Raw genomic sequence first — 21,847 nt, 5'->3', positions numbered from 1 at the left:
CAAGAGCTTTAGCTAATCTTACCAATCTTGCTAAATTCTATTTGATGTCAAACAAAATTGGTAATGAAGGGATAAAAGCTTTAGCTAATTTTCAAATGCTATTTGCCTTTGTTTATGCGGTAACGATATTAGTGGTGAGGATATATATAGTAGAGGGAGCTATAGACCTGCTGCAAAAGGTGATTGAAAAAATGATGAGAGAGAGGTAAAAGAAGAATCAGCAGATTGAGTAAGGTAAAAAATGAGCTTTAGTTACTATAATATGAGGAAACACCCAAGAAACTTTCGTAATATAACAGGTTTAACTAAAGAGGAGTTTGAAAAAGTAGTGGAAAAAGTGAGGTCTGGATGGGAAAAACTTGAAAAACAGAAAAAGTGCCATGGTAGAAGATCAAAACTACCAACTCTGGAAGATAAGTTGTTTTGCGTAATTTTGTACTATCGCACTTACATAACACATAGATTTTTAGGATGCCTATTCAATGTGCACAACGCAAATGTATGTAGGTTACTTAAGAGAATAGAGCCATTACTCGCCAAAAAAGTTACTATAAAAAAAGATAGAAGTATGACACCAGAAAAAATACTGAAAATTCTGGCTGATGTTACAGAACAGCAAATACAGAGACCAGAAGATAGTAAAAAACGGAAGAAATCATATTCAGGAAAAAAAAGAACCAACACTATGAAAACTGAGATTATTATCGAAGAAGGAGGAAGAATTTTATCAGTGTCAAAGTCATATCGTGGTAGAATTAGTGATTTTCGCATAAGGAAACAAGGAAAATATCTACCACTCGATAGTATAAAATATGCCGATTCTGGATATCAAGGTTGGCAAAAATTGCAAAGTAATGTCATATAAAAAGTATCGTAAAAAGCCATTAACTCCAGAGCAGAAAGAGCATAATAGAAGATTAGCATCATTTAGAATGAGAGTAGAAAATAAGATCCGAGAGATAAAGATATTTAAGATTATGTCGAATGTTTATCGCAATTTTCAGAAAAAATATAACCTGAGGTTCAATATTATTGCTGGTATTGTGAATCTTAAGCACTCCTTTTAGTTAACCTTGATTTTACTCACCCTCCTTTCCTTTTTTTATCGCTTGATTCGCAGCAGGTCTTTAGATGGTTTGAGCAGTTTCTGACACCGATTTTGAAACCTGGACAAACTGTTATCCTTGATAATGCTACTTTTCATAAGTCTAATAAGATTACTGAACTTGCTAAAGGAGTTGGTGCTGAAATTTTGTATCTTCCTGCGTATTCCCCAGATTTCAATAAAATTGAGCATCATTGGTTTGCTATAAAAAATAGAGCTAGGAAAAACATCCCTCTATTCACATCTTTTCGTCATGCTGTTGATTCTGCTTTTCTATGAACTTTCCGGACTATTATGAAAAGAGCTATAGTATGGTCTTTTCATTAAATTTATCCTCTCAAAAAGACTGTGCTTTATCCATCTACTTTAATGGTATCATAATATTTTACACCTAAACCTATTCTATAAAAATTCACAATAGGAATTAGTAAACAAATTATGTTCAAATCAATTGAACTTATGACATACAGCACATACAATGTATTATCTGTTTATTTTAGTAGGGGGTATAGGTATGTTTAGTTTAAAGCAGGTAGTACAATATAATTTATTTGGTAGTAACGACCTTGAAGGTATTTCATCTTGTGAATTTGCACATTTTCCTGAAGAGGTATTTGAGATTAGCAGTGAAGAAAATCAAGCAATAGATAGTTTGAAAAGTAAAATAGAAAATCTACAACAAGAAAATTTTGATCTTAAAAAAAATGTAGAGTTACAAAAACACTATAAGAAAAGAGTAGAAGAGTATTACGAAGAAGTAAGTGAACTTACCAGAGAAATGCAAACCCTAGAAGGGAAAATTAAAAGGGTTGAAGTTGAATTACAAAGAAGGACGAGAAATTTAACTGAAAATGATCAAGACATCGAACAGCTAAAACAGAAAGTAGAAATGTTATTATTAGAAACTCAGAACAAAAGTGATGTAATTAAGAACTTAAATAACCAATTAAAAGAGGCAAAGAATGAAATTCAGTTAACAGACAAAATAAATGAAGAGTTACAGCAAAAACTGGTTTTGACTGAAGATGAGTTAAATAGAGTAAGAAAAGAAAGTACAGTGCTGATAAACAGTATAGAGGATTTGAAAGGTGATTATGAAAATCAAATATTAGAAAAAGAGAAGGAACTTAATGATGTAAGAGATCAATTTTGTATTTATTTATCAGGGTATAAAGAACTATTTGCAGAATTCAGTAGCCTGCAGAAGGAAAACGAGAGTTTAAAACAGAAAAATTTCTATATTAGTAATGAAGTGTCTCTTGCAGATGAAATAAACAAAGAAAACGTAAGAAAAGAAATAGCGAGACCTCAGTCTATACCTGAAGTAGAAATCAGGTGTATTAAAGATAATGATGATCAAGAACCAACCTTACCAGATAGAGAAGCAGAAAATTATCGAACAAGTGAAGATAAAAACCTTGAAAATACTGATTTCGAGATTGGAGTATGGAATGAAGCTGACGATGAAAGTAGCGATGACCAGAAATCAACCTGGCTATATGGAAAAACAGAAAATTGTCGAATAAGTGAAGATGAAAACCTTGAAAATAATGATTTCCCAATTGAAGTATGGAACGAAACGGATAGTGAAAGTGACGATGACAACAATGTTAGCCCTTGCCCTGATTATGATGAAAGTTTTGGTAAGCGTTACAGTCAACTATTCTATGATGAAGCCATAATTCATAAAGAAAAAGATACTTTTGTTTTAATTCGTCAAAAAGACTCTTTTTCTTTAGCGAAAGTAAAACCGAATACAAGAGAAGAAGAAAAGTATGAAAGTATTTGGCAAAAAATAAATAAGATCCATGATTATCTGGACATTTTAGGTTACTCTGGTAGCGAAGAAGATTATGAGAAGTGCGAAAAAGAACTTGATAAAGTTATAAACGAAGCACTGAAACAAGGAATAATGTTCACTTTTCCATATAAATCTGATATGTCCTTGATAGATCGTATAGCTGACACATTCCCAAAGCTATATTTATCTGCTGACACTACTCAAATTTATGAGTTTTTACACAAGAAAAAAATATTTCAGATAATATCAGAAGGTGCATCTTTAAACAGATTTAGCGATGAAGAGCATGGAGATGTAGTAAACGTAATTTATTCAGATAAAGATACCTTAGGTCAGCGAAAAGCAAACCTTTCAAAGCTGAAGGAGTTAGCACTTGAAAGTATTATAAGTAAAAGTGAGCAAATTGATAAACATGACTTTGAACTAGAAATAGATAATGGATATTTTTGTATAGATTACCCACAAAATAGTACTATTGAAGTTGCAAAGATATTCAATAATCAGAAAGCTAAAGATTTAAATCTAAATATTGGTGTACTTCAAGTTGGAAAAAGTATAATTAGAGTTGAAAATATAGGGGAAAGGAGAAATTATACGGACGTTTTAGAAGGCATCATTGAAATGTCTTTTTCTACTGAAATAGGAGAGATCAGTATATATCTATGCCCTAATGAGGAAGATAGTAATAAAATAGAGGTGAGGCTTATCGATGAAGTAAGGTTTAATAAGTTAGAGAATAAATCAAATTTAGGACAAAATTGTCTTTTAGGGGGAGAAAGTGTTTTGACAGCCATAGAAAATGGGTATTTCGAAAGAAATAGTAGTGCTTTTAAAGAGTTAGGTAAGACTATTAGAAAGTCAGATTGTACAATGGAAAATCCATCTAGCTTTGTAGAAGAAGTTAATAGAAATCAGCTACTAAAAGTAAATGCAAGAGCTTATGGTAGGGGATTATGATAGTTAATATATATTAAGATATAGAAACCAGGAGGGTTAAGATGCGTTTTAATTTAGAGCCGGGAGGTGCTTTTTGTGATGGTAAAAATAAGCTTGTAACTGTCAAAATAAATGATAAAGAAAGGATTAGCTTACCTACTAAAGCTTATTTTTCTTACGGTTATCGGGAACGTTCAATGATTTCATTATACGCTAAAATCATCTATATTGGCTTACTTCTGTTAAATTTACATACGAACTGATTTGCCCAAGTTTATGGAAACAATTTAAATCTTCTATTTTTACAACCCTATTTTTACACGGCTTGTTCTCACAAATATACGATCTTTTTTATGTTTCTTGAAAAAGTAAACATTCAAGATTTTTATGACGCTAATTTGTAGTATGTTTCTGAAGCTAAGGTGATTATTAATAACTTTACATAAAGTATAAAAATATATAAATCTTGATTTTTCTATTTAAATATTTAATAATTAAAGTATATTATTATTTTTAACACTAGGAGGTAATTATGAGTTTAGCAGATGAGCAGGTGCTAGAAGCTGAAAAACTTAAGAAGAAAAATAAGCTACTACATGACTTTTTAAACGAGAATAATATAGGTGCATTAGTTAGTATATGGGAAAAAAATGAAAATGTACGTGATAAGTTTAATAATCAAAAAAGCTTACAAAAGCAATATCCAGAATATGCTCGTATTCTAATTGATAAAGCTAATAAAGTGAAAAAAGAAATTTTCCTACATAACCACAAACCATTAATTAATGCTTCATCAATATATTATAATAGATATGATATTAAAGAAATGACATTTGATGATATGAAGAGATTTTTTGACAGCCACAGAAATGACTTTAGGGAAAAATTAGGAAATGGAGGAATAACTCTGAGTAACTTTATCGATTTTGAAGATGTTAATGAAAAACACATTCCTCAATTGAAAGTACTGGCATTTGTAGAAATCGATGAACCTTGTCTGAGACCACCAAGCACTTCTCTTACGGAGGTTACGATAATTCAACCTTCTCAGCATCAAAGCCTAGCGATAACTAGATGAACCTAACTTAGGAGCTAACCAACAAGTGAATGAAGATTTGCAGAAGTGTTAAATTTACGGTTCTGTCACATCTATAACTCCTATAATCCCAGCTTTAATGATCTTCTTTTCTATGGTTTATAAATGCGACAGAATCCATGAAAGTAGCTGACACTGGGATGACACCCTTAGCACAACGCTATAACATAAATCGTACTTTTGGTGGAACATACACCTGTACGAACATTGTGATACAACAGACCAAGGAAAATGTCATCCGAGTATAGGATTTTATCATCTTACTGAATGGATAATACAACAACCGCTTGATCATTTAAGTCTTGAAACCACTTAGGTTTACATTTACCTAAGATGTTTTCAATATTTATAAAAATTTTCAGTAGAGTTTAGAGAAGAAGTAAAAACCTTAACTTCATCCTAAACCGATAGCATTATCAAACTGAGTGCTTGTCACATCACTCAGTACTGCACTTGCTTTATATGAACAGTAGCACCCAATTGCAATGCAAACAGATGCAGCTACAGCAAATGAAATACATATTTCTAAATTCGATACTGTTAAACATGAACCAACAGCAAACGCTCCAGATAACACAAAAGAGGAAGAAGCATAATTACTTTGCCTTCTATTATAAATGCTTGCTTCTGAAAGTTTTCTGTTTTTGTTCTTTAAGTCTTGATTTTGAGCTTGAAGTTTTAATCTCTCTTGCCTTAAATCCCTTTCTAACTGTGAAATTTTGTCAGTGTCTCTTGTTCTTCCACTTACGACCCTATCCAGCTCTTGCTCTTTTTCTCTAAGTCGAATTTTTGTTCTTTCAAGTTCACTTCTAAGGTTTTCAAGTTGACTTTTTTCTCTAGTAAGTCGAGCTACTTGATCAGTGAAAGTGTGAATTCTTTCTTGATTATCCTGCCTTACTTGTCTCAACTCCCTTTCTAACTGTGAAATTTTGCTAGTATCTCTTGTTCTTTCGTTTACGACCTTATTCAGCTCTTGCTCTTTTTCTGCAAGTTGAGCCTTTGTTCTTTCAAGTTCACCTTCCAGGTTTTCAAGTCGCTGCAATTCTTGAGCAATAAGCTCATCGTTTATTTCCGGAGCAACATTATGTGCATTTGCTGAAGACTGTTCTACAGTTGCAGGAAATTTCTCAATTAGATAATTTTTAATAGATTCGATTAGATTATGAACATTCCTCAACGCAGCAGTAACAATTGCATGATTTATGAAACAGTTATCTTTCACTAATTCTTTCACACTATCCAAATCTTTTTTATCAATAGTATCAGTTAATCGCTCTTTAATAGTTCGTTCAATTATTTGCTTTACCCATTGATTTCGTTCTATAGCTGGTATTAGTTTTATTTGACTAAAATCTAGCTCCTTATGTTTTAAAAGTTTAGTCAATACTTCCTCGTTGTCTTGTGTTATTCCTTGTAAACATGATTTGATAATCAGGCTAAGTGGTGTTTCTATTTCTCCATTGAAATTTCTGTTCCAACAATTAGGGTTGAGATCTTGATTTAATAGTATTTTTGCTTGGTCAATCTTTCTACCAGAAAGAGCATTTAATAATTCTTTTCCTGTTTGTGCTTTTTGTATTTCTATTGTAAGATATGAAAATTTCTTTTTTTGTATTCGCCCTATTTTTTCAATATGTTCCTGAGGAGTATAAAAAAAACATTGTTGGTAAGATGGATTGTCTATAAAACCTGCTCTAAACCCATCATATCGAGGTTCAAGATATTCATCTTTCAGAAGAAGGACTCTATTTCTCACGTTTGTATCAATACTAGAATGTCTCAGTAAAATCTCTACAAAACTTCTATTTTCCATAAGAAAAGCTAGATGTAGAGCTGCATTGCGTTCTTTAGTTTCTTGAATATTAACATTTAAATTCTGGTGCTGTAAAAGCAAAGTCATCATTTTTAAGTTTGTAGGACTATCATCACCATTCACGATAATAGTCATTAATGATGTATATCCATTATCAAACGCATTAACATTTGCACCTTCTGCCAGAGCTTGCTTAAAATTTTCTAAATTTTCATCATCAATAGCTTTAAATAATTTTGCTGTTGATTGTCCTGAAGTTGTTTGATTTTGAGATCGTAATCCTACATCACTAACAACCCTTCTTCCAAAATCTACATTATTTTGCGAAAGCATACTAAATTCCCCCCAATCTATAATTCATTAACATAATTATCAAAAAACAAAGAAAATTGTAAGGAGTTTAATTAAAAATTTTAGAACTAATTATGATTCCAAAAATTTTTCTGCATCAAGTGCAGCCATGCACCCTGTACCTGCTGCAACTACTGCCTGACGATATACCTTATCTTGAACATCACCAGCGGCAAATACCCCTTCCCTACTGGTTAGAGTTGTTCCAGGTTTCGTAATTATATAACCTTGCTGGTCCATTTCAACAAAGCCCTTAAAAATACCTGTATTTGGTGCATGCCCAATTGCAATGAACACTCCATCTACTTTCAATTCCTGGGTTTTATTGATGTCTGTCGATTTAATTGTAATGCCAGTAACTTTTTTAGGATTTTCTTCTCCAAGAATCTGCTCTACGGTATGATTCCATATTACCTTTATCTTATCATTTTTAAAGAGCCTGTCTTGCATTACTTTCTCTGCTCTTAACTTATCACGCCTGTGTATCAGTATAACTTCTTTAGCAAATCGAGTTAAAAATATTGCCTCTTCAACTGCGGTATTTCCACCACCAATCACAGCTACAACTTTATTCCGAAAAAATGCGCCATCACAAGTTGCACATGCTGAAACCCCATAACCTTGAAATTTCTTTTCACTCTCCAGGCCAAGCCACTTCGCTTGCGCACCAGCTGCGATTATAATTGCATTCGAATAGTAGTCACTAACATTACCACAAGATCTAAATCTATACTCATTAGAATCCTCAAGTTGTTCAACGCTTTTTATTTCGTCATTTATTACCCTTGCCCCCACCTTCTCTGCATGCAACCTCTTTTGTTCCATGAGTTCTGGACCTTGTATAGAAACAAAACCTGGATAGTTTTCAACATCCGTAGTAATTGTAAGCTGACCACCAGGTTGCATTCCTGTGACTACAATTGGCTCTAAATTTGCACGTGCTGCATATATAGCAGCAGCATAACCCGCTGCTCCAGATCCAATAATAAGAACTTTTGTACTCAATTTACAATTCTGCACTGTGTGAGTTTAGATAATCAGCCACTCCTTCATCGCTTGCCTGCATCGCAGGCTTGCCTTTTTTCCACCCTGCTGGACATACTTCACCATGCTCTTCATTATGTTTTATTGCATCAATAATTCTAATAAACTCATCGACATTACGTCCTAAAGGAAAATCATTTATCGATTGATGACGCACAACAAATTTATCATCAATAACAAAAGTTGCTCTTAGTGCAATTGAGTCATCATATAAGACCCCATAGTCTCTTGATATAGACTTTTTGATATCAGACACTAAAGTGTAGCTAACCTCTCCAATACCACCATCATTAACTGGAGTGTTTCGCCATTTATAGTGTGAAAATTTTGAATCTATACTTATTCCTATCACTTCAACATTACGTTTTGAAAAATCTTCTATTTTGTTGCTAAATGATATCAACTCAGTTGGACAGACAAAAGTAAAATCAAGTGGATAGAAAAAAAGGACAGCATACTTATCCTTTATATGTTTACTTAAACAGAAATCATCAACTATTTTTCCATTAGCGAGAACAGCCGAAGCAGTAAAATCGATAGCGGATTTTGTTACAAGATTCATAACTAACCTATTCATTTTCAATATCTACAATTTTATACCTTGATACATTTACATGCAAGTTTTCTTTAGCCCCAATCCTATAAAAACTTCCTCTTATGGCTGTAAAAATGTTATGATAAGAGCTAATTTTCATGAATAGGGAAATACCAAAATATTACTATCTTCCATCTTTTCTGTTTTCAATTCGTGCAACCATTTCTTTTACACTTACATTCGTGGAAGGTAAATTTTTGCTGGCAAGATGGTTGATCGAAGATTTTTTATTCCCTACTGGAAATGAACGAGATTGTTTTCTCTTCACACTGATATCCGTTTGTGTTACTGAAGTAGTTTTGTTTTCAGCAGGCAACACGTTCTTTACTTGATTTCGCTCAAATCTTTCTTTTAATGCCTTTACTTTACTACTCTCGCGAGTCACTTCTTTTTTCATAGCAACTACTAGTACTTTTGGTCCATCAGCTTTTTTTGCTGATTCTTTACCATCTTGATTTTTAGATTTTAGTGGTAGTATAGGGTTACTCTCAGCTAATTTTTCTACTACTATTTTTTGCTCTGTGCTTACTTTTTCGCCTAAATCTTTAGGCTTTGGTGGTACTGCAGGTTTATCTTTTTTCGGTTCTTGTCTAATTTTTTGATTGGCAGTAAACATTTTCTCTGGTACTAGTGGTACTCTTGGTGGTTTTGGTGGTGCAAGAGATTGAAGTTGTTGTTTCTTCCTATGTTCTCTTTTTGCTTCTATATGTTCTTTAGAGATTGTTGCATAAATCGGCTCCTCTTTAATTGATTGTAGATTACGCAAATCTTTTGTTAAAGATTTACTTTTTTCCTCTTGATAATTTGATGTTTCTTCATACTCAGGATCTTCGTTTAATGAACCTCCATAACCTGAATCTTCTCGTTCATATAAGAGTATGTAATAAGAAGAATTAGTGAATTAAAGATTTTTCAAGTTGAAAGGGACATAGAAGTTGCTAGTCGTATAGTATGTAATTTGGTAAAAAGAGGTGCAGTATTTGAAACTCTAAGTAGTATAATTGTAATTGATAAACTAGAGAAGTTTAAAGACCACAAAGCTAATCTGAAAGAAGCACGTAAAAGCTATATACATTATTCTCTAAGATTTTTGGAAGCTGCAAAAAACGCAACTACTGGTAAGGTAAAAGAGGCAAAAATGGACAACTTCACTTTCTACTTGAAATACTCAAAGAATAGTATAGTCGAGGTTGCAAAAATCATAAATGGAACAGATGAAAGCACAGGATTTCGAAGAGACGTGATAGCAATCGGTGAAAGCGAGATAGAAATTTTAACGGAAGGTGGGGTAAGAAATTATACTGACCTTATAGGTAATATAGTACTGACTTTTCATACTGATTTGGGAAAAGTAGATGTTAGATTGTATCCTGATATGGAAGATAAAAACAAAATTATAGTAGAAGTGAGTAACAAGGAGAAAATATTGGAAAAGTTTAAAAATTATAAAGAAGAGTTAGGTGAGAACTGCTTGCTTGGTGGTTCTTCTGTCTACGACGCTATTAAGCAGGGATATTTTAAAAGGCCTGAGGAAGCTTTAGAAAAAGATTCCATATATCATGGAAGTTCTTCATTAGAAAATATATCTTTATTTTCTATTGTACAACAGAACACAGAGAAAATTCGCTCGCGAGGTTAGTGTTGCTTAGCTTAAGTTTAAATTGCCAAAAAATGCAAACTTTATGATACTGAAGGAACTACTTTTTTGCTAGAAGAAAAAGCAGCAAGTAGTGAACCAAAGGCGATGAGAAAAGATCCAAGCCAAATTATAGACATTCCTGGTTTATAGTGTACTTTGGCTGCGATTTTGCTCTTACTCTTATCAATCTCTCCAATTACAACATAAATATCAGAAAATAAATTGTGATAGATACTGCTTTCAACATTTTTCTGACCTTCCGCAAGGTAAAATCTATATTCAGGAGTTACATCACCTATTACCTTACTATTAAGCAAATTCCTGATATCCATTGTACCTCTTACTGCATGGAAGTTTTTTTCTTTTATAAATTCAATGTTTCGTAAAGTGACTTTGAATTTATTGACTGTTATGCTGTCTCCTATTCCCAAGTAGTTTTCTTTTTTTTCCTGCCAACCTACTGAGCAGGCTATACCAAGCACAAGGATTGCCACTCCAGCATGAGCAAGCATCATTGCATAGTAGGATTTAGAAACTCTTCTTGCTAATAAAATTGATTCGCTTTTAAATAAACGAATTCTTTTACTGTATGCTTCTAAAACAAAGATTAATAATGCTATGGAGATAGTAATTGATAGCACAATTATTAGCTCCATGTGAAAGATAAACGGCAAAATAGCTGCAGCACTGCAGAATGAAAATCTATATTCGTGAAATATTGGCAATAGACTATTTCCCTGCCAACTGAAGTATTGCCCTATCATGGTGAGCACTAGAATAGCTAGTGCAATAGAGTTAAATAAAGAATTGTAATATGGTGCTCCAACTGAAATTAATTCACCGGTTAAATACTCAAGCACTGTAGGGTATAAAGTGCCAACGAACACGATGAAAAAGGCAGTGATGAATAATAAATTGTTCATCAGCATCATCGTAAGGCGTGAAAAGAATCTTCTACCCTCTGTCACTTGAGTAGCAGATTTCTTTTCAGATTCCAATATCGAATACTGGAAAGATGTGTGATTCTTTCTCGTAAACACTACAAATATTACTAAGCTACTGACTGTAATTACACCAAGTAGCGCTAATATATATAGTCCATATCTTGGGTCATCTGCAAACGTGTGCACTGAGGTGAGTATTCCTGAGCGGACTAGAAATGTTCCAGTTACACTCAATATAAAAGTTGTAAGCGTAAGTAAAATAGCGAAATTCCTTAAAGTATTGAAATTTCTTACAACGAGCAACAAATGTGTCAGCGCCACTGCAATTAGCCACGGCATCAAAGAAACGTTTTCCACTGGATCCCAGAACCAAAATCCACCCCAACCGAGTTCACGATATGCCCACCAGCTACCCAAACTGATGCCCAAAGTGAGCAGCGACCAAGAAATAAGTACCCAAGGCCTGACAATTTTAGCCCAAACATTTCCTTCAGTATTTAAAATTAATCCAGCTATAGAGAGCGAAAAAGAAACGCTAAATCCAAGGTACCCCAAATATAATATCGGTGGATGAATAGCAAGGCCTATATCCTGCAATATCGGATTAAAACCAAGACCATCTGTTTCGATGCCTGGCATTTTAGTGAAGGGGTTTGATTCAAGTAAAGTAAACAGTAAAAAACAAAAGCAAATCAGCCCATGAGTGATAAGAGATATTTTTTTTAATTTACTACCACTAGTTCGTTCTGGTGTCATGCAAGTAGCTGACGCTGGAATCCAGTTTTTATTACACTGCCATTTGATGGACTCATTTGCAATTAAATTGTCTGGATCCCAGTTTCTGGGCACTGGGATGACAGAAGGTATATACATATCCATTAGTAATAAATACATGACAAGCACTAAGGTCCAAAGCAACATAGACCCTTCTTTATTTCCCCAAACACCACAAATCTTATAGATCAAAGGTTTTGTTGTGTGTGAGTGGTAATATACGTTTTCAAGTGAGAAATCATTTTTAATGTGGCAGTAGATCAAAATAGCCATTGATGCTGACACACAAAAAAATATGGCAGAGGAGACGAATCGGTAAGAACTAAACGGTAGAAACAAATACGTTAAAGATAACAAACAGGCTACCAATAACAATATATTCCCAAATTCAGGCATAAGATTCATATAATGATACTACTAATAATAAATTGGGAGTTAAAGTTTTAATATAGGAACAAAGTTAATCTTCAATTATATTAATAGTAAGTAAAAATTAAGCATTAAGCTTTTATACTTTATATTATATAACATTAATATTGTGAGGTAATATTATGGGCACAACTAAGATTAGTGAATTTCTATTCAATATAAAAGGTAAAGTGGCAAAACAACATGCTGAACCAATAATTGAAAAAAATCTCTATACTATTTTAGGATTCAAAGATGTAGAAGATTTAGAACATAAGACAAGTAAGTCCGTTAACAAAAAAATTTGGCAATCATTTGTTGACTGCTTTGCAAAAGAAATAGATTATGCAGCAACTAAGCAAGTTGTAAAAAACGTTGTTTGTAATATTGCCAAAAGTGCCCAAGGCAATGCTTTTACTGAAGCTGAAAGCTTAATCTTAAACGAAAAACAAGATAATAAAAAGAGAGAAAGAGCGATTAAAAAAGCTACTAGTATTTTAAAAAAAATCAATCCAGAAAAAGCCTTCAATGAACTTTCAGTAATAAAAAAACAAGCCGAAGATTTTTTACAAACCGATTTTTATAAGGCGCAGAGCAAACCACTGCCAGGATTTGCTACATCTGGTGCGCAGCTTTTTGCGGAAACTTTGAAATATATAGAAACACTAGAAAAATTATCAGAAGTTAAAAAGGAAGATTTAACTAAGAGTTTCCTATTAAATTATATTAGTTCACTGAACAAAAAGTATCCTAAATCACAAGGTAAAAGAGAAGATGCTATACGAATACTATCAAGCGATGAGTTGAAGAATTTTTATAATAAAGGTGTAGAGGAAGGAATACTACAACCGCTGGTATCATATAAAGAATGCAGAAATCTGTATGATAAAATGAGCCAAACAAAGAATGAATGTATAATCAAAAAAGAAGAACATGAGAAAGCAAGTAAGTCAATAACCAGTATAATTAGTGACATAAAAAAATGTAGAGAAGCAGTCCTTAATTGCAAAAATTTTCAGAGCTCCTACATAAAGGAAAAAGCAGAACACCCATTTAGAGGCACCTCATGTCAAAAAATGATTGATATATATCAAGAGAGAATTGCTGGATATCAGGAAAAAATTCGTCAAAACCTAAACCAAATAAGAGCAATATTAAAAGATACGCCGCAAGATGTGGAAGAATTTAAGGAAATAATCAATTGCGTGCATGAAGCAGAGCAGTATGATGAAATTTTTGATTCGGCTTTAATTTGTTTACCGAACATACAGAATAAGCTAGATATTCAACCAGAAAATCCCCTAACAGAACTCAGAGCTTCACAAATTAACGTTGAAATTGAGCTAACTAGGCTCTGTGAACAAAATATTAGAGTAAGCATGTGAGTGCTTCAACAAAATTCAAAAAACCAATAAAGACCTCATAAGTCTTATCAAAACAGGAGATTTCTAATAGTGGCAAATAACATGTATTTGCCACTATTACGCCATCTAAATCACACATTGTCTTCCAGAAGGAAAATTTTTGTTCCACTGGCAACCACCTCATGTATAGCTTTACTTCCATAATAAGAAAAATGGCAAAAGCAATTCTAGATCTACTCTAATAAAAGCCTATTTTCCTTGAAACTAAAATAGCTACTAAATGTGATAATAATATGATCTATTAATTCTATTCCTATGCTTTTGCAAGCTTCTGCAAGCTGTCTAGTGAGAAACATATCGCTACTTGAAGGCTGTATATCTCCACTTGGGTGATTGTGGGATATTACAATCGATGTTGAGCCAATCAAAAGAGCGCGTCTTATGATCTCTCTAACATAAATAGGAGTTTGATCTACTGTACCAAAGTTCTGCAGATCTTCCGCTATTAGACGATATCTTTTATTCATATAGATGACGCGAAAATTTTCTTTATTAAGGCTTCCTATACTTACTTTTAAATAATCAAGCAAATTTTCCCAGTTATTGATTATAGGTAGGTCCTTTATTTCTTCTCGTGCAGAACGAACAAAAGCCTGTTTAACACAAAAGATAGCAGATATAGCTGCATTACTAATTCCTTCGATATTCTGCAGTGCTTCTAAATCGGCATTAAAAACCTTATTCAAACTGCCGAAAATTTCTATCAAATTCTTTGCTACTGGCTTTACATCGATTCTACTATATGCTGAATATAAAATATGTTCTAAAATCTCATAATCAAGTAATGATTGTCCGTTATCTAAAATAATTCTCTCTCTTAGGCGCTTTCTATGACCTTTTTTGTAATCTTTCATTATTCATGAATTGCTTATCTCTTATAATAAGAAATTGAATTTTTAAGTAAAATATTTAATAAAACACATGAAGCATAATTGTAAATTTTTGAAGACAGCAAATGAAAGTAGCCCCTCTCTTGTCATCCCCTGCTCCCTCCTTCTTGTCATTCAAGTAGCCTCTATCCCAGTGTCCCTTCTATATATTATTCCAGTGCTCCTTCTATGCCATCCCAGTGCTTGACACTGGGATCCAGCCTTTCTTACCAACAAAAACCTAGCATAACTTTTGTGCTCAAAAAATTTCCAGCATCAAGTGCTGGAATGACATAGTAGAATGTCACGAAAATAGCCCCTTTGATGTCATTCCAGTGCTTGACACTGGAATCCAGACTTTAATTGTTATACTTGTAAATAACTCTGGTAAGAACAAATGTTCATCTCAAATGCAGTATTTTTGTTGAAATAGCTCAACTGGATCCCAGTGTCAAGCACTGGGATGGCACCTCAAATATTAATAAATTTACTAGTTATAAAAAAGGCAAAAAAACCCCCGTGTAACGAGTTTTGACCCTATAATAATGTAAATTGGCACTGTAATAATGTGCTAACGCTTAAAATAAGCGCGTTTTGGCTGAATGTAGAAAAAATAAAAAAGACATGCAGCCGCTATAATCTTTATGTAATTTGCCAATAAATATCTGAGTTTTTTACTGAATTTTTGTTGTTGAACCCGCGCGGATCGAAAACAAGGATAAATACTCTTATTATCATAATAAGGGAGCTGGCACAGTTTGTCAAGGAAGTTTTATGCAAGAGATCTATTGAAATACTCCTGCAAAATCATACTATTAATTAGTACATTATAAATTTAAAATTATAAATATGTTAAGCAAATTAGTAACTTTGCTATTAATTTTTATACTCCCTTTTAATTCGTACTCATATCAGTTTAGAACTAAAGCAAAGCAAGCAGTTGTTTTAGATTTAGCTTCAGACTCTTTCATTTTTGACCATAATTCCAGTGAAAAAATGGCCCCATCTTCAATGAGCAAGTTAATGACTTTATATGTAGCTTTTGATTATCTAAAAGCTGGAATAATAAATATGGAAGATAAATTTCGAGTAAGCAGAAAAGCGTGGGAAAGAAAAGGCTCTTCTATGTTTTTGAAAGAAGGTCAATTTGTTACGGTAAAAGAATTGCTTGAAGGAGTTACAATCGCCTCAGGTAATGATGCATGCATAGTGCTAGCTGAAGGTATTGCAGGATCAGAGGAGAATTTTGTTGCTGAAATGAATGAAGTTGCACAAGATCTAAATCTTAATGATAGTCATTTTGTTAACTCAAGTGGATGGCCAGATGAAGATCACTTTATGAGTGCAAAAGATTTGGTAATGCTGGCAAAAAGGATTTTTACCGATTTTCCTGAATACTATAATCTATTCTCTGAACAATATTTGACATATAACGATATTGTACAAAAAAATAAAAATCTTTTACTTTTCCATGATATTGGAGTTGATGGTCTAAAGACAGGTCATACGAGTGCTGGTGGTTATGGCATTATAGCATCTGCAAAACGGAACGATAGGAGAATTTTTGCTGTTGTGAATGGTTTGGACACCGAGAAAGAGCGAATAGAGGAAGCAAAAAGACTAATACAATATTCCTTAAATCATTTTAATACCAAGAAAATATTTGCTAAAGATAGCGTAGTTGAAGAAATAGATATTGTTTATGGAAGAGATAAAAAGGTGCCCGTTACAGTTGCAAACGATGTTATCATAACTTATAACCGCAGATTACATGATAAAATTAAAGTGCGTATTGAGTATAAAGATATGGTACCCGCACCAATTAAAAAAGGGCAAGAAGTGGGCAAAATCTTCGTAGAAATACCTGGTGCTGAGCAACAAACTATACCTGTTTATGCAGCAAATGATGTGCAGGAATTGAGCTATATAAAAAAAATTTTTAGAAAGTTGTTTTAACCAGCAAACATAAGCTAAGTAGATCTGAAATACTAATCTACTTTCAACCCCTCAGCATGTAAACTGCGTGGTAAAGATTCCAACTCTTTTGCAGCAGTGAGTTCTTTATTTTTTGCATGTATACCAAGCTTATTGAATTCTCGGGCAGCAGGAAACACTCTTGCCTCAAGCGAACCAGCAGTTTTATTGTAATGATCAACAGCACTTTTTAAGCTTCTGCGTAAATTATCAAAATTTTCGCCCATTGTGCAGATTCGCTCATATAAAATATGGCCTAGTTCACTTATTTTCTTTGCATTTTCAGCTATCATCTCTTGCTTCCATCCATAGGCTACTGCCCTAAGTAGCGCGATTAAAGTGATTGGTGTTGCAATAATTACTTTTTTTTCTATTCCAATTTCTATCAAAGCTGGTTCACATTCTAGTGCTGCACTGAAAACCCCTTCTCCTGTTAAAAAAAGTACCACAAGCTCTGGCGTATTTTCAAATTGGTTCCAATATTCCTTTCTGCCTAGATCATTTATATGTTTTTTTATTGCCAGAGAATGATTCTTCAATTTTTCCTTTTGTATCTGTAAATCATTTTGCGACATAGCATCCATGTAAGAATCAAGTGGTACTTTAGCATCTATTATTATTTGCTTTCCTGATGGCATTTTTATTATTAAATCAGGACGTAACAAATTGCCCTCATTTTTATCAATTACTGAGGATTGAGTAAAAAAATCGCAATATTCAATCATTCCCGCCATTTCTACCACTCTTTTGAGCTGCATTTCACCCCACTTGCCCCTAATGTGAGGTTTCCTCAGAGCATTGGCAAGGTTAGAGGTTTGGCTCATTAGCGCTCCAATTTGCTCTCTTAAACCTTCGTAAGCCCCTACCCTCTCTTTCTCTAGCTCACGTATTTCGCTGTCGAATTTTTCTAATTTTTCTTTTATTGGAGTGACAACTTCGTTGATCGTTGCTTGCCTTTTTTTGAAGTCACTTTCTGTTTCTTTTAGTTTACTATCGATTACTTCCTTCGCTAAATTCAGAAAATTATTATTGTTTACCTGCAAAGCATCAAGAGAGAGCGCTTTAAAAGTGTTTGTAAGCCTCTCCTCTGCTTTTGTCAGTAACTCCATCTCTTTTTTCTTTTCTTCACGTTCTTTTTGCAAAATTACTTCAAGTTCTGCGTTCCTTACTTTCAAATCAACTATTTCCTTATTTTTATCTACTAAAGCCTGTTTTGCCTCTTGAAGTTCATGTTCTACTTTAAGTAAATTCTTCTCAAGATTCTCACTAAATTTTCTGTTCTTTCTTACAACAATATAGAGAAATAGTAGTAAAAAAAGGAAATTCAATACAAAAGCTATAGAATTGAAAAGCATCAGAACACAGAAAAAACCGCACTCACAATACTATCTAATTTTTTTATATATAAAAAAGAAAAAAGAGCACCTGAAGAGATGCGCTTACTGAAGGGTTTGGTTTGCTAATTAATAACCGTTTTCTCCTACACTTAGATTAGTAACAGAATGTCTTTTTATTGAAAATCTTATGTAATAGTTATTTTTATAATATCAAATATATTAACAACTCAATTTTACTCCCATTATTACAATACTTGCATACCAGTTACTTCACTAAAAACTTAGCTTCAATCCGGCCAAAAGCACATACCCGGAGTTATTATCTTCCACTGCAGGCTCCTTAGTACTAAATCTTACAATATCAAAGTAATATGAAGTACCAACAGCTAATGGATATTCAAGACTGAAAGCCTGTGATGTTAATTCGTTTGTACCTTTGTCTGCAATATCCCTAACACTATTAAAATATGTTAAGCTCACTTTACGAGAATCAGAATGATAAGCAATACCTGCATTTATATAATACATATTATTTGTTTCATGACTACGCTTCTCACCAGATTTACCACCATTCCCGTACGATAAAATGCAATCAAGTTCAAAAAGTTTTAGTTTCACACCAAAATTCCAGTGTAGTAATTGATTATGACACTGAAGATCGCTAGAATTTTTGTTTGTACAGTCAGTTAAATTTTCCCTTGCAAATTCGCCAGTCAAAGCAGTAGTAAAATTTATTTCATCTGATAGGGCATTTTTATAAGAAAGACCAGCGGCTATTAAATTATTATATTGTAAATTATTTTTACCTGGAACATAACTGAATCCAAGTTGAAAGTTATGAATTTCAGGAGAAATATAGTTTATCATTGGTTGTTTTAACTTCAGCTCTAGTCCATTATAGTCGCTGTAAACATTGGGTTTTACCCAAAATACCTTGTCCTTATCATACCCAGAATCATCATCTTTTTTTCCATTACCGTGCAGATTTGCATAGTTTGTCCAATGACCATTTATTCCTCCAGCAGCTGTATAAATTTTTGAAGTGTTAATTAACATACTCTGACTAACTAAACTTCCTTTACCATATTCAAATGATCCAAACTCCTGATTCTTTATGATAAAATACCACTTCTCCATTTCTAACTTTTCTATGTCTAGTGCCTTTAAGTTTGCAATACCAGAAACTCCTGCCTTAACATCAAAACCCATTTTAGTATTTGGATAAACTTGCTGTAAATAAAGCAAGCGCAGGTCTGAATAACTTGAGGTCTTGTCTTTGGTAGAGCTAAAAGAATCTCTATTGAAAGCGTAGCCAAATCTTAAATCTACTTTTCCATCTAGTTCTACATAAAACATCTCCTTATCCAGAATCACCCTAGCGTTAGCACTTCCTCCCACAAGTAATGATAAAAATAGTGTGATTAGTAACCTCATAGGTAAGCTTAAATTCTTAATATAAGCTTAACAGAAATAAAAAACAATCCTTATATTATGTAGAACTTAGATACTACAAACCAATTAATGACAAAAGCGTTTAAGCATTCTTCACACTATGTTTTTGAATTATATTTCCATAAATAATTGATATGCTTGATAGTTTTCGCTTTAATAACTGCTTGTTAATGGAAGAATGTATACGATTAACTATTTTAGATGTGTTATTTGCATCACAGTTCATCAAAATAAAAAGTACCTTATTCTCATCAATACATCCCAAAAAATCATCACTACGGCAATTTTTATAAAAATGTTCTATGATAATTTTTAGTGCATCATTTTCCTTATTACAACTGCTGTTTAAACCTATTATTCCTATAACTGCATTAATTTGATATTCAAAGGCAAAATTTAATACAACATATAACTCAAAAATAGTGGACTCATTGTCTGGTATGTTAAACAAATTGTGGTTTTTATATTTTTTACCTATCAGATATTTATCCCTAAACATTCCTAGCTTATGAAACAGGCTAATGTCACGTATTAATAGCTCATAATTAATCTTGCTATTAGTAAATTGCGTTGTGCGAAAAACTTTCACCTTTGTTTTTATATCTTCTCCTTTAGCGTCGATTAGAGAAAAGCCTATCACTTTTGGCAATATATCGCGCAAATCGCACCCATCTTCAGTATACTCCAAATAGCTTTTCATATCTTCAGCTGCTCTTGCACTTAAAATATTGATTAACGGCTTATTAAGTAAATTCCTTTCTTCACATTTTAATAAATTCCTTGCTGCTTGATTGAGTCCCAAGATTAACACGTTTTTTTTCTCATTATCCTGAGAAACAGATATCACAGCATCATCTTTCCTTCTTGCCGTTATAAAATCTTCCATGCTTTCATTCTATAAAATGTATTTACCAGTATAATAAAGTTGTATTAAGATTTATTTACCTATTGATATACTTAATCAAGTATAGGCAAGCATAACATAACCAGCTATTTCTAAGTGATGATAAAGGAAGCAAAATTACAAATGTAATTTTGCTTGTTCTCTTTATACCTTCATCACAACAACTGATTTTGCTGTATTGGATTAGATGGTTAAATATAACCTAAACTACTGTGACACGATTCCTCGTATGAAGGTAGTAGTTCCTCAAGCGGTGCTGAAGGTTGTACTTTTTCATAATTGTCAGAAGGAAAATTGTCTGATTCTTTATTATTAGTTGCCTTATCCATACATTTTACTGGTTGCTCTATATAGTCTTGTATTTCTTTTGTAAAACTATGATTTAGATAACAACTTGTTAAGTAAGCTACACCTGCTACTGTTAGTTCTAATGATGCAAAAACTAAAGGTGAAGCTCCTATACACCTAAAAACCTTTACTTTATACATACTCATATGAGCAGGTGGGTCAATGGTTGTTGCTAAAAAAATAAAAAAACCAAGTGAAAAAAATATTAACAAGCAAATTCCACCCAATGAACAAGATCTTAACGCTACTTCTTTTAATGATTCTTCGTTTTTCTTTTTATTATTAAGGCTTCGATACATTTTATTAACGTTAGTATTGCTAATATAATCTTCTAGTTCTTTTAAAATTTGAGTCTTTAACTCTTCAATCTCATTATCTATTAACGAATAGTATTTTTTATACCGCTGCTTCAATTGAACGTCTAATACTGATTTACCACCATTGAGAAGATTTAAAATGTCTTTTTTGCATAACTCAATCTCCTGAGAAATTTTAGAATCGTTTTGTCCTTTTATATCTTGATCCATTTTATCCTGTAGTTTTTGACCAAAATCTTTAAATACAGTTCTGCAAGAAAGGTATTTTAATATAATAGGTAAAGCTAGCTCATTTCCCTTACTAAGCAAAGATAAAAGCTTCAAAGCGAAAGAATTAGGTACTGCCTCTCTTGGTAGAATTAAGGTGAAATCTTCCCATACTTGGCAAACTAATTTTATTGAAGAATCTTTAAACCCTTTTGTACCAAATTTTAATGAAGCAAAAAATTCTTCTAATTCTTCAAAAGGACAACTATTTTTCTCTAATTTTACTTTTATAATATTGCTTAACATTGTGACTCCACTAACCGTTTTATACATGTAGCTTAAGACTATTTTAATAATTTATCAAGAAAGTTTAATTATTAATTATTATATTTAATAAAATAAATATACTCTTTTACATTTCATCTGCAAGAATCTTTTCCTTAGTTTGTAAATAAAGATTTTCTGAATCTAATTGCCGCAGGTTACGTTTAGTAATATAATCTCATATT

At 32.8% G+C, this 21,847-nt stretch carries 17 protein-coding genes and 2 pseudogenes; 9 read left to right on the top strand and 10 right to left on the bottom strand.

From position 1 onward, the window contains the following. The first annotated feature begins 44 nt into the window (after positions 1-44). The 6 genes and pseudogenes from EJB00_RS06145 to EJB00_RS03200 all read left to right on the top strand — a co-directional run bounded on the left by EJB00_RS06145 (position 45) and on the right by EJB00_RS03200 (position 4,920). The gene (locus EJB00_RS06145; protein ID WP_158673916.1) at positions 45-209 is read left to right on the top strand and encodes a hypothetical protein; all 165 of its coding nucleotides are present in this window, start codon (positions 45-47) and stop codon (positions 207-209) included. A 32-nt stretch (positions 210-241) separates the two neighbouring features. Further along, a pseudogene (locus EJB00_RS03220) lies at positions 242-1,067 on the top strand (transposase). Positions 1,068-1,120: 53 nt separating this feature from the next. Continuing rightward, a pseudogene (locus EJB00_RS03215) lies at positions 1,121-1,384 on the top strand (transposase); the annotation flags it as partial. A 235-nt stretch (positions 1,385-1,619) separates the two neighbouring features. Further along, positions 1,620-3,863, top strand: a complete 2,244-nt coding sequence (locus EJB00_RS03210) for a coiled-coil domain-containing protein (RefSeq protein ID WP_225416231.1) — start codon at positions 1,620-1,622, stop codon at positions 3,861-3,863. Positions 3,864-3,904: 41 nt separating this feature from the next. Further along, entirely contained in the window at positions 3,905-4,105 is a 201-nt protein-coding gene (locus EJB00_RS03205) for a hypothetical protein (RefSeq protein ID WP_041581408.1), read from the top strand. Positions 4,106-4,374: 269 nt separating this feature from the next. Further along, on the top strand, positions 4,375-4,920 hold the full coding sequence (locus tag EJB00_RS03200; protein ID WP_015588543.1) for a hypothetical protein: 546 nt from the start codon (positions 4,375-4,377) through the stop codon (positions 4,918-4,920). Between the two features lie 412 nt (positions 4,921-5,332). Here EJB00_RS03200 and EJB00_RS03195 read toward each other — a convergent pair whose 3' ends face one another. From EJB00_RS03195 to EJB00_RS03180, 4 genes are all read right to left on the bottom strand, one after another. Continuing rightward, on the bottom strand, positions 5,333-7,084 hold the full coding sequence (locus tag EJB00_RS03195; RefSeq protein ID WP_135352829.1) for an ankyrin repeat domain-containing protein: 1,752 nt from the start codon (positions 7,082-7,084) through the stop codon (positions 5,333-5,335). A 90-nt stretch (positions 7,085-7,174) separates the two neighbouring features. Next, positions 7,175-8,122 (bottom strand): thioredoxin-disulfide reductase, encoded by a 948-nt coding sequence (gene trxB, locus EJB00_RS03190; protein ID WP_135352830.1) that lies wholly within the window; start codon positions 8,120-8,122, stop codon positions 7,175-7,177. Then, a complete protein-coding gene (locus tag EJB00_RS03185) occupies positions 8,109-8,708 on the bottom strand; it encodes a peroxiredoxin (protein WP_015588541.1) in 600 nt (199 codons plus the stop codon). Before EJB00_RS03185 ends, trxB begins: the two co-directional genes overlap by 14 nt. A gap of 157 nt (positions 8,709-8,865) precedes the next feature. Further along, complete coding sequence (locus tag EJB00_RS03180) at positions 8,866-9,507, bottom strand: hypothetical protein (protein ID WP_225416230.1); 642 nt, start codon at positions 9,505-9,507, stop codon at positions 8,866-8,868. 192 nt (positions 9,508-9,699) lie between these two features. Here EJB00_RS03180 and EJB00_RS03175 point away from each other — a divergent pair, with 192 nt between their 5' ends. Further along, positions 9,700-10,380 carry a hypothetical protein gene (locus tag EJB00_RS03175; protein ID WP_225416229.1) on the top strand — a complete coding sequence of 227 codons (681 nt, stop codon included), beginning with the start codon at positions 9,700-9,702 and terminating at the stop codon, positions 10,378-10,380. A gap of 41 nt (positions 10,381-10,421) precedes the next feature. Here EJB00_RS03175 and EJB00_RS03170 read toward each other — a convergent pair whose 3' ends face one another. Then, positions 10,422-12,494, bottom strand: coding sequence for a cytochrome c-type biogenesis CcmF C-terminal domain-containing protein (locus EJB00_RS03170; protein WP_413790123.1), 2,073 nt, complete (start codon positions 12,492-12,494; stop codon positions 10,422-10,424). Positions 12,495-12,649: 155 nt separating this feature from the next. Between EJB00_RS03170 and EJB00_RS03165 the strand changes: the two genes are divergently transcribed. Beyond that, positions 12,650-13,891, top strand: coding sequence for a hypothetical protein (locus tag EJB00_RS03165; protein ID WP_015588538.1), 1,242 nt, complete (start codon positions 12,650-12,652; stop codon positions 13,889-13,891). Between the two features lie 212 nt (positions 13,892-14,103). Here the strand turns inward: EJB00_RS03165 and radC are convergent, their stop codons facing one another. Next, positions 14,104-14,784, bottom strand: coding sequence for a RadC family protein (gene radC / locus EJB00_RS03160; RefSeq protein ID WP_015588537.1), 681 nt, complete (start codon positions 14,782-14,784; stop codon positions 14,104-14,106). 864 nt (positions 14,785-15,648) lie between these two features. Between radC and EJB00_RS03155 the strand changes: the two genes are divergently transcribed. Further along, entirely contained in the window at positions 15,649-16,755 is a 1,107-nt protein-coding gene (locus tag EJB00_RS03155; RefSeq protein ID WP_015588536.1) for a D-alanyl-D-alanine carboxypeptidase family protein, read from the top strand. A 32-nt stretch (positions 16,756-16,787) separates the two neighbouring features. Here the strand turns inward: EJB00_RS03155 and EJB00_RS03150 are convergent, their stop codons facing one another. From EJB00_RS03150 to EJB00_RS03135, 4 genes are all read right to left on the bottom strand, one after another. Then, positions 16,788-18,128, bottom strand: a complete 1,341-nt coding sequence (locus EJB00_RS03150; protein ID WP_135352832.1) for a DNA recombination protein RmuC — start codon at positions 18,126-18,128, stop codon at positions 16,788-16,790. Between the two features lie 255 nt (positions 18,129-18,383). After that, a complete protein-coding gene (locus tag EJB00_RS03145) occupies positions 18,384-19,544 on the bottom strand; it encodes a porin (protein ID WP_015588534.1) in 1,161 nt (386 codons plus the stop codon). A gap of 100 nt (positions 19,545-19,644) precedes the next feature. Further along, positions 19,645-20,448 carry a hypothetical protein gene (locus EJB00_RS03140; protein WP_015588533.1) on the bottom strand — a complete coding sequence of 268 codons (804 nt, stop codon included), beginning with the start codon at positions 20,446-20,448 and terminating at the stop codon, positions 19,645-19,647. Between the two features lie 209 nt (positions 20,449-20,657). Further along, positions 20,658-21,644 carry a hypothetical protein gene (locus EJB00_RS03135; RefSeq protein WP_015588532.1) on the bottom strand — a complete coding sequence of 329 codons (987 nt, stop codon included), beginning with the start codon at positions 21,642-21,644 and terminating at the stop codon, positions 20,658-20,660. Positions 21,645-21,847 lie beyond the last annotated feature (203 nt).

The organism is Wolbachia endosymbiont of Drosophila mauritiana (genome assembly GCF_004795975.1).
In the GTDB taxonomy this organism is placed as follows: domain Bacteria; phylum Pseudomonadota; class Alphaproteobacteria; order Rickettsiales; family Anaplasmataceae; genus Wolbachia.
Note: the sequence above shows the minus strand (reverse complement) of the source record. Positions and strands in the feature narration are given on the sequence as shown.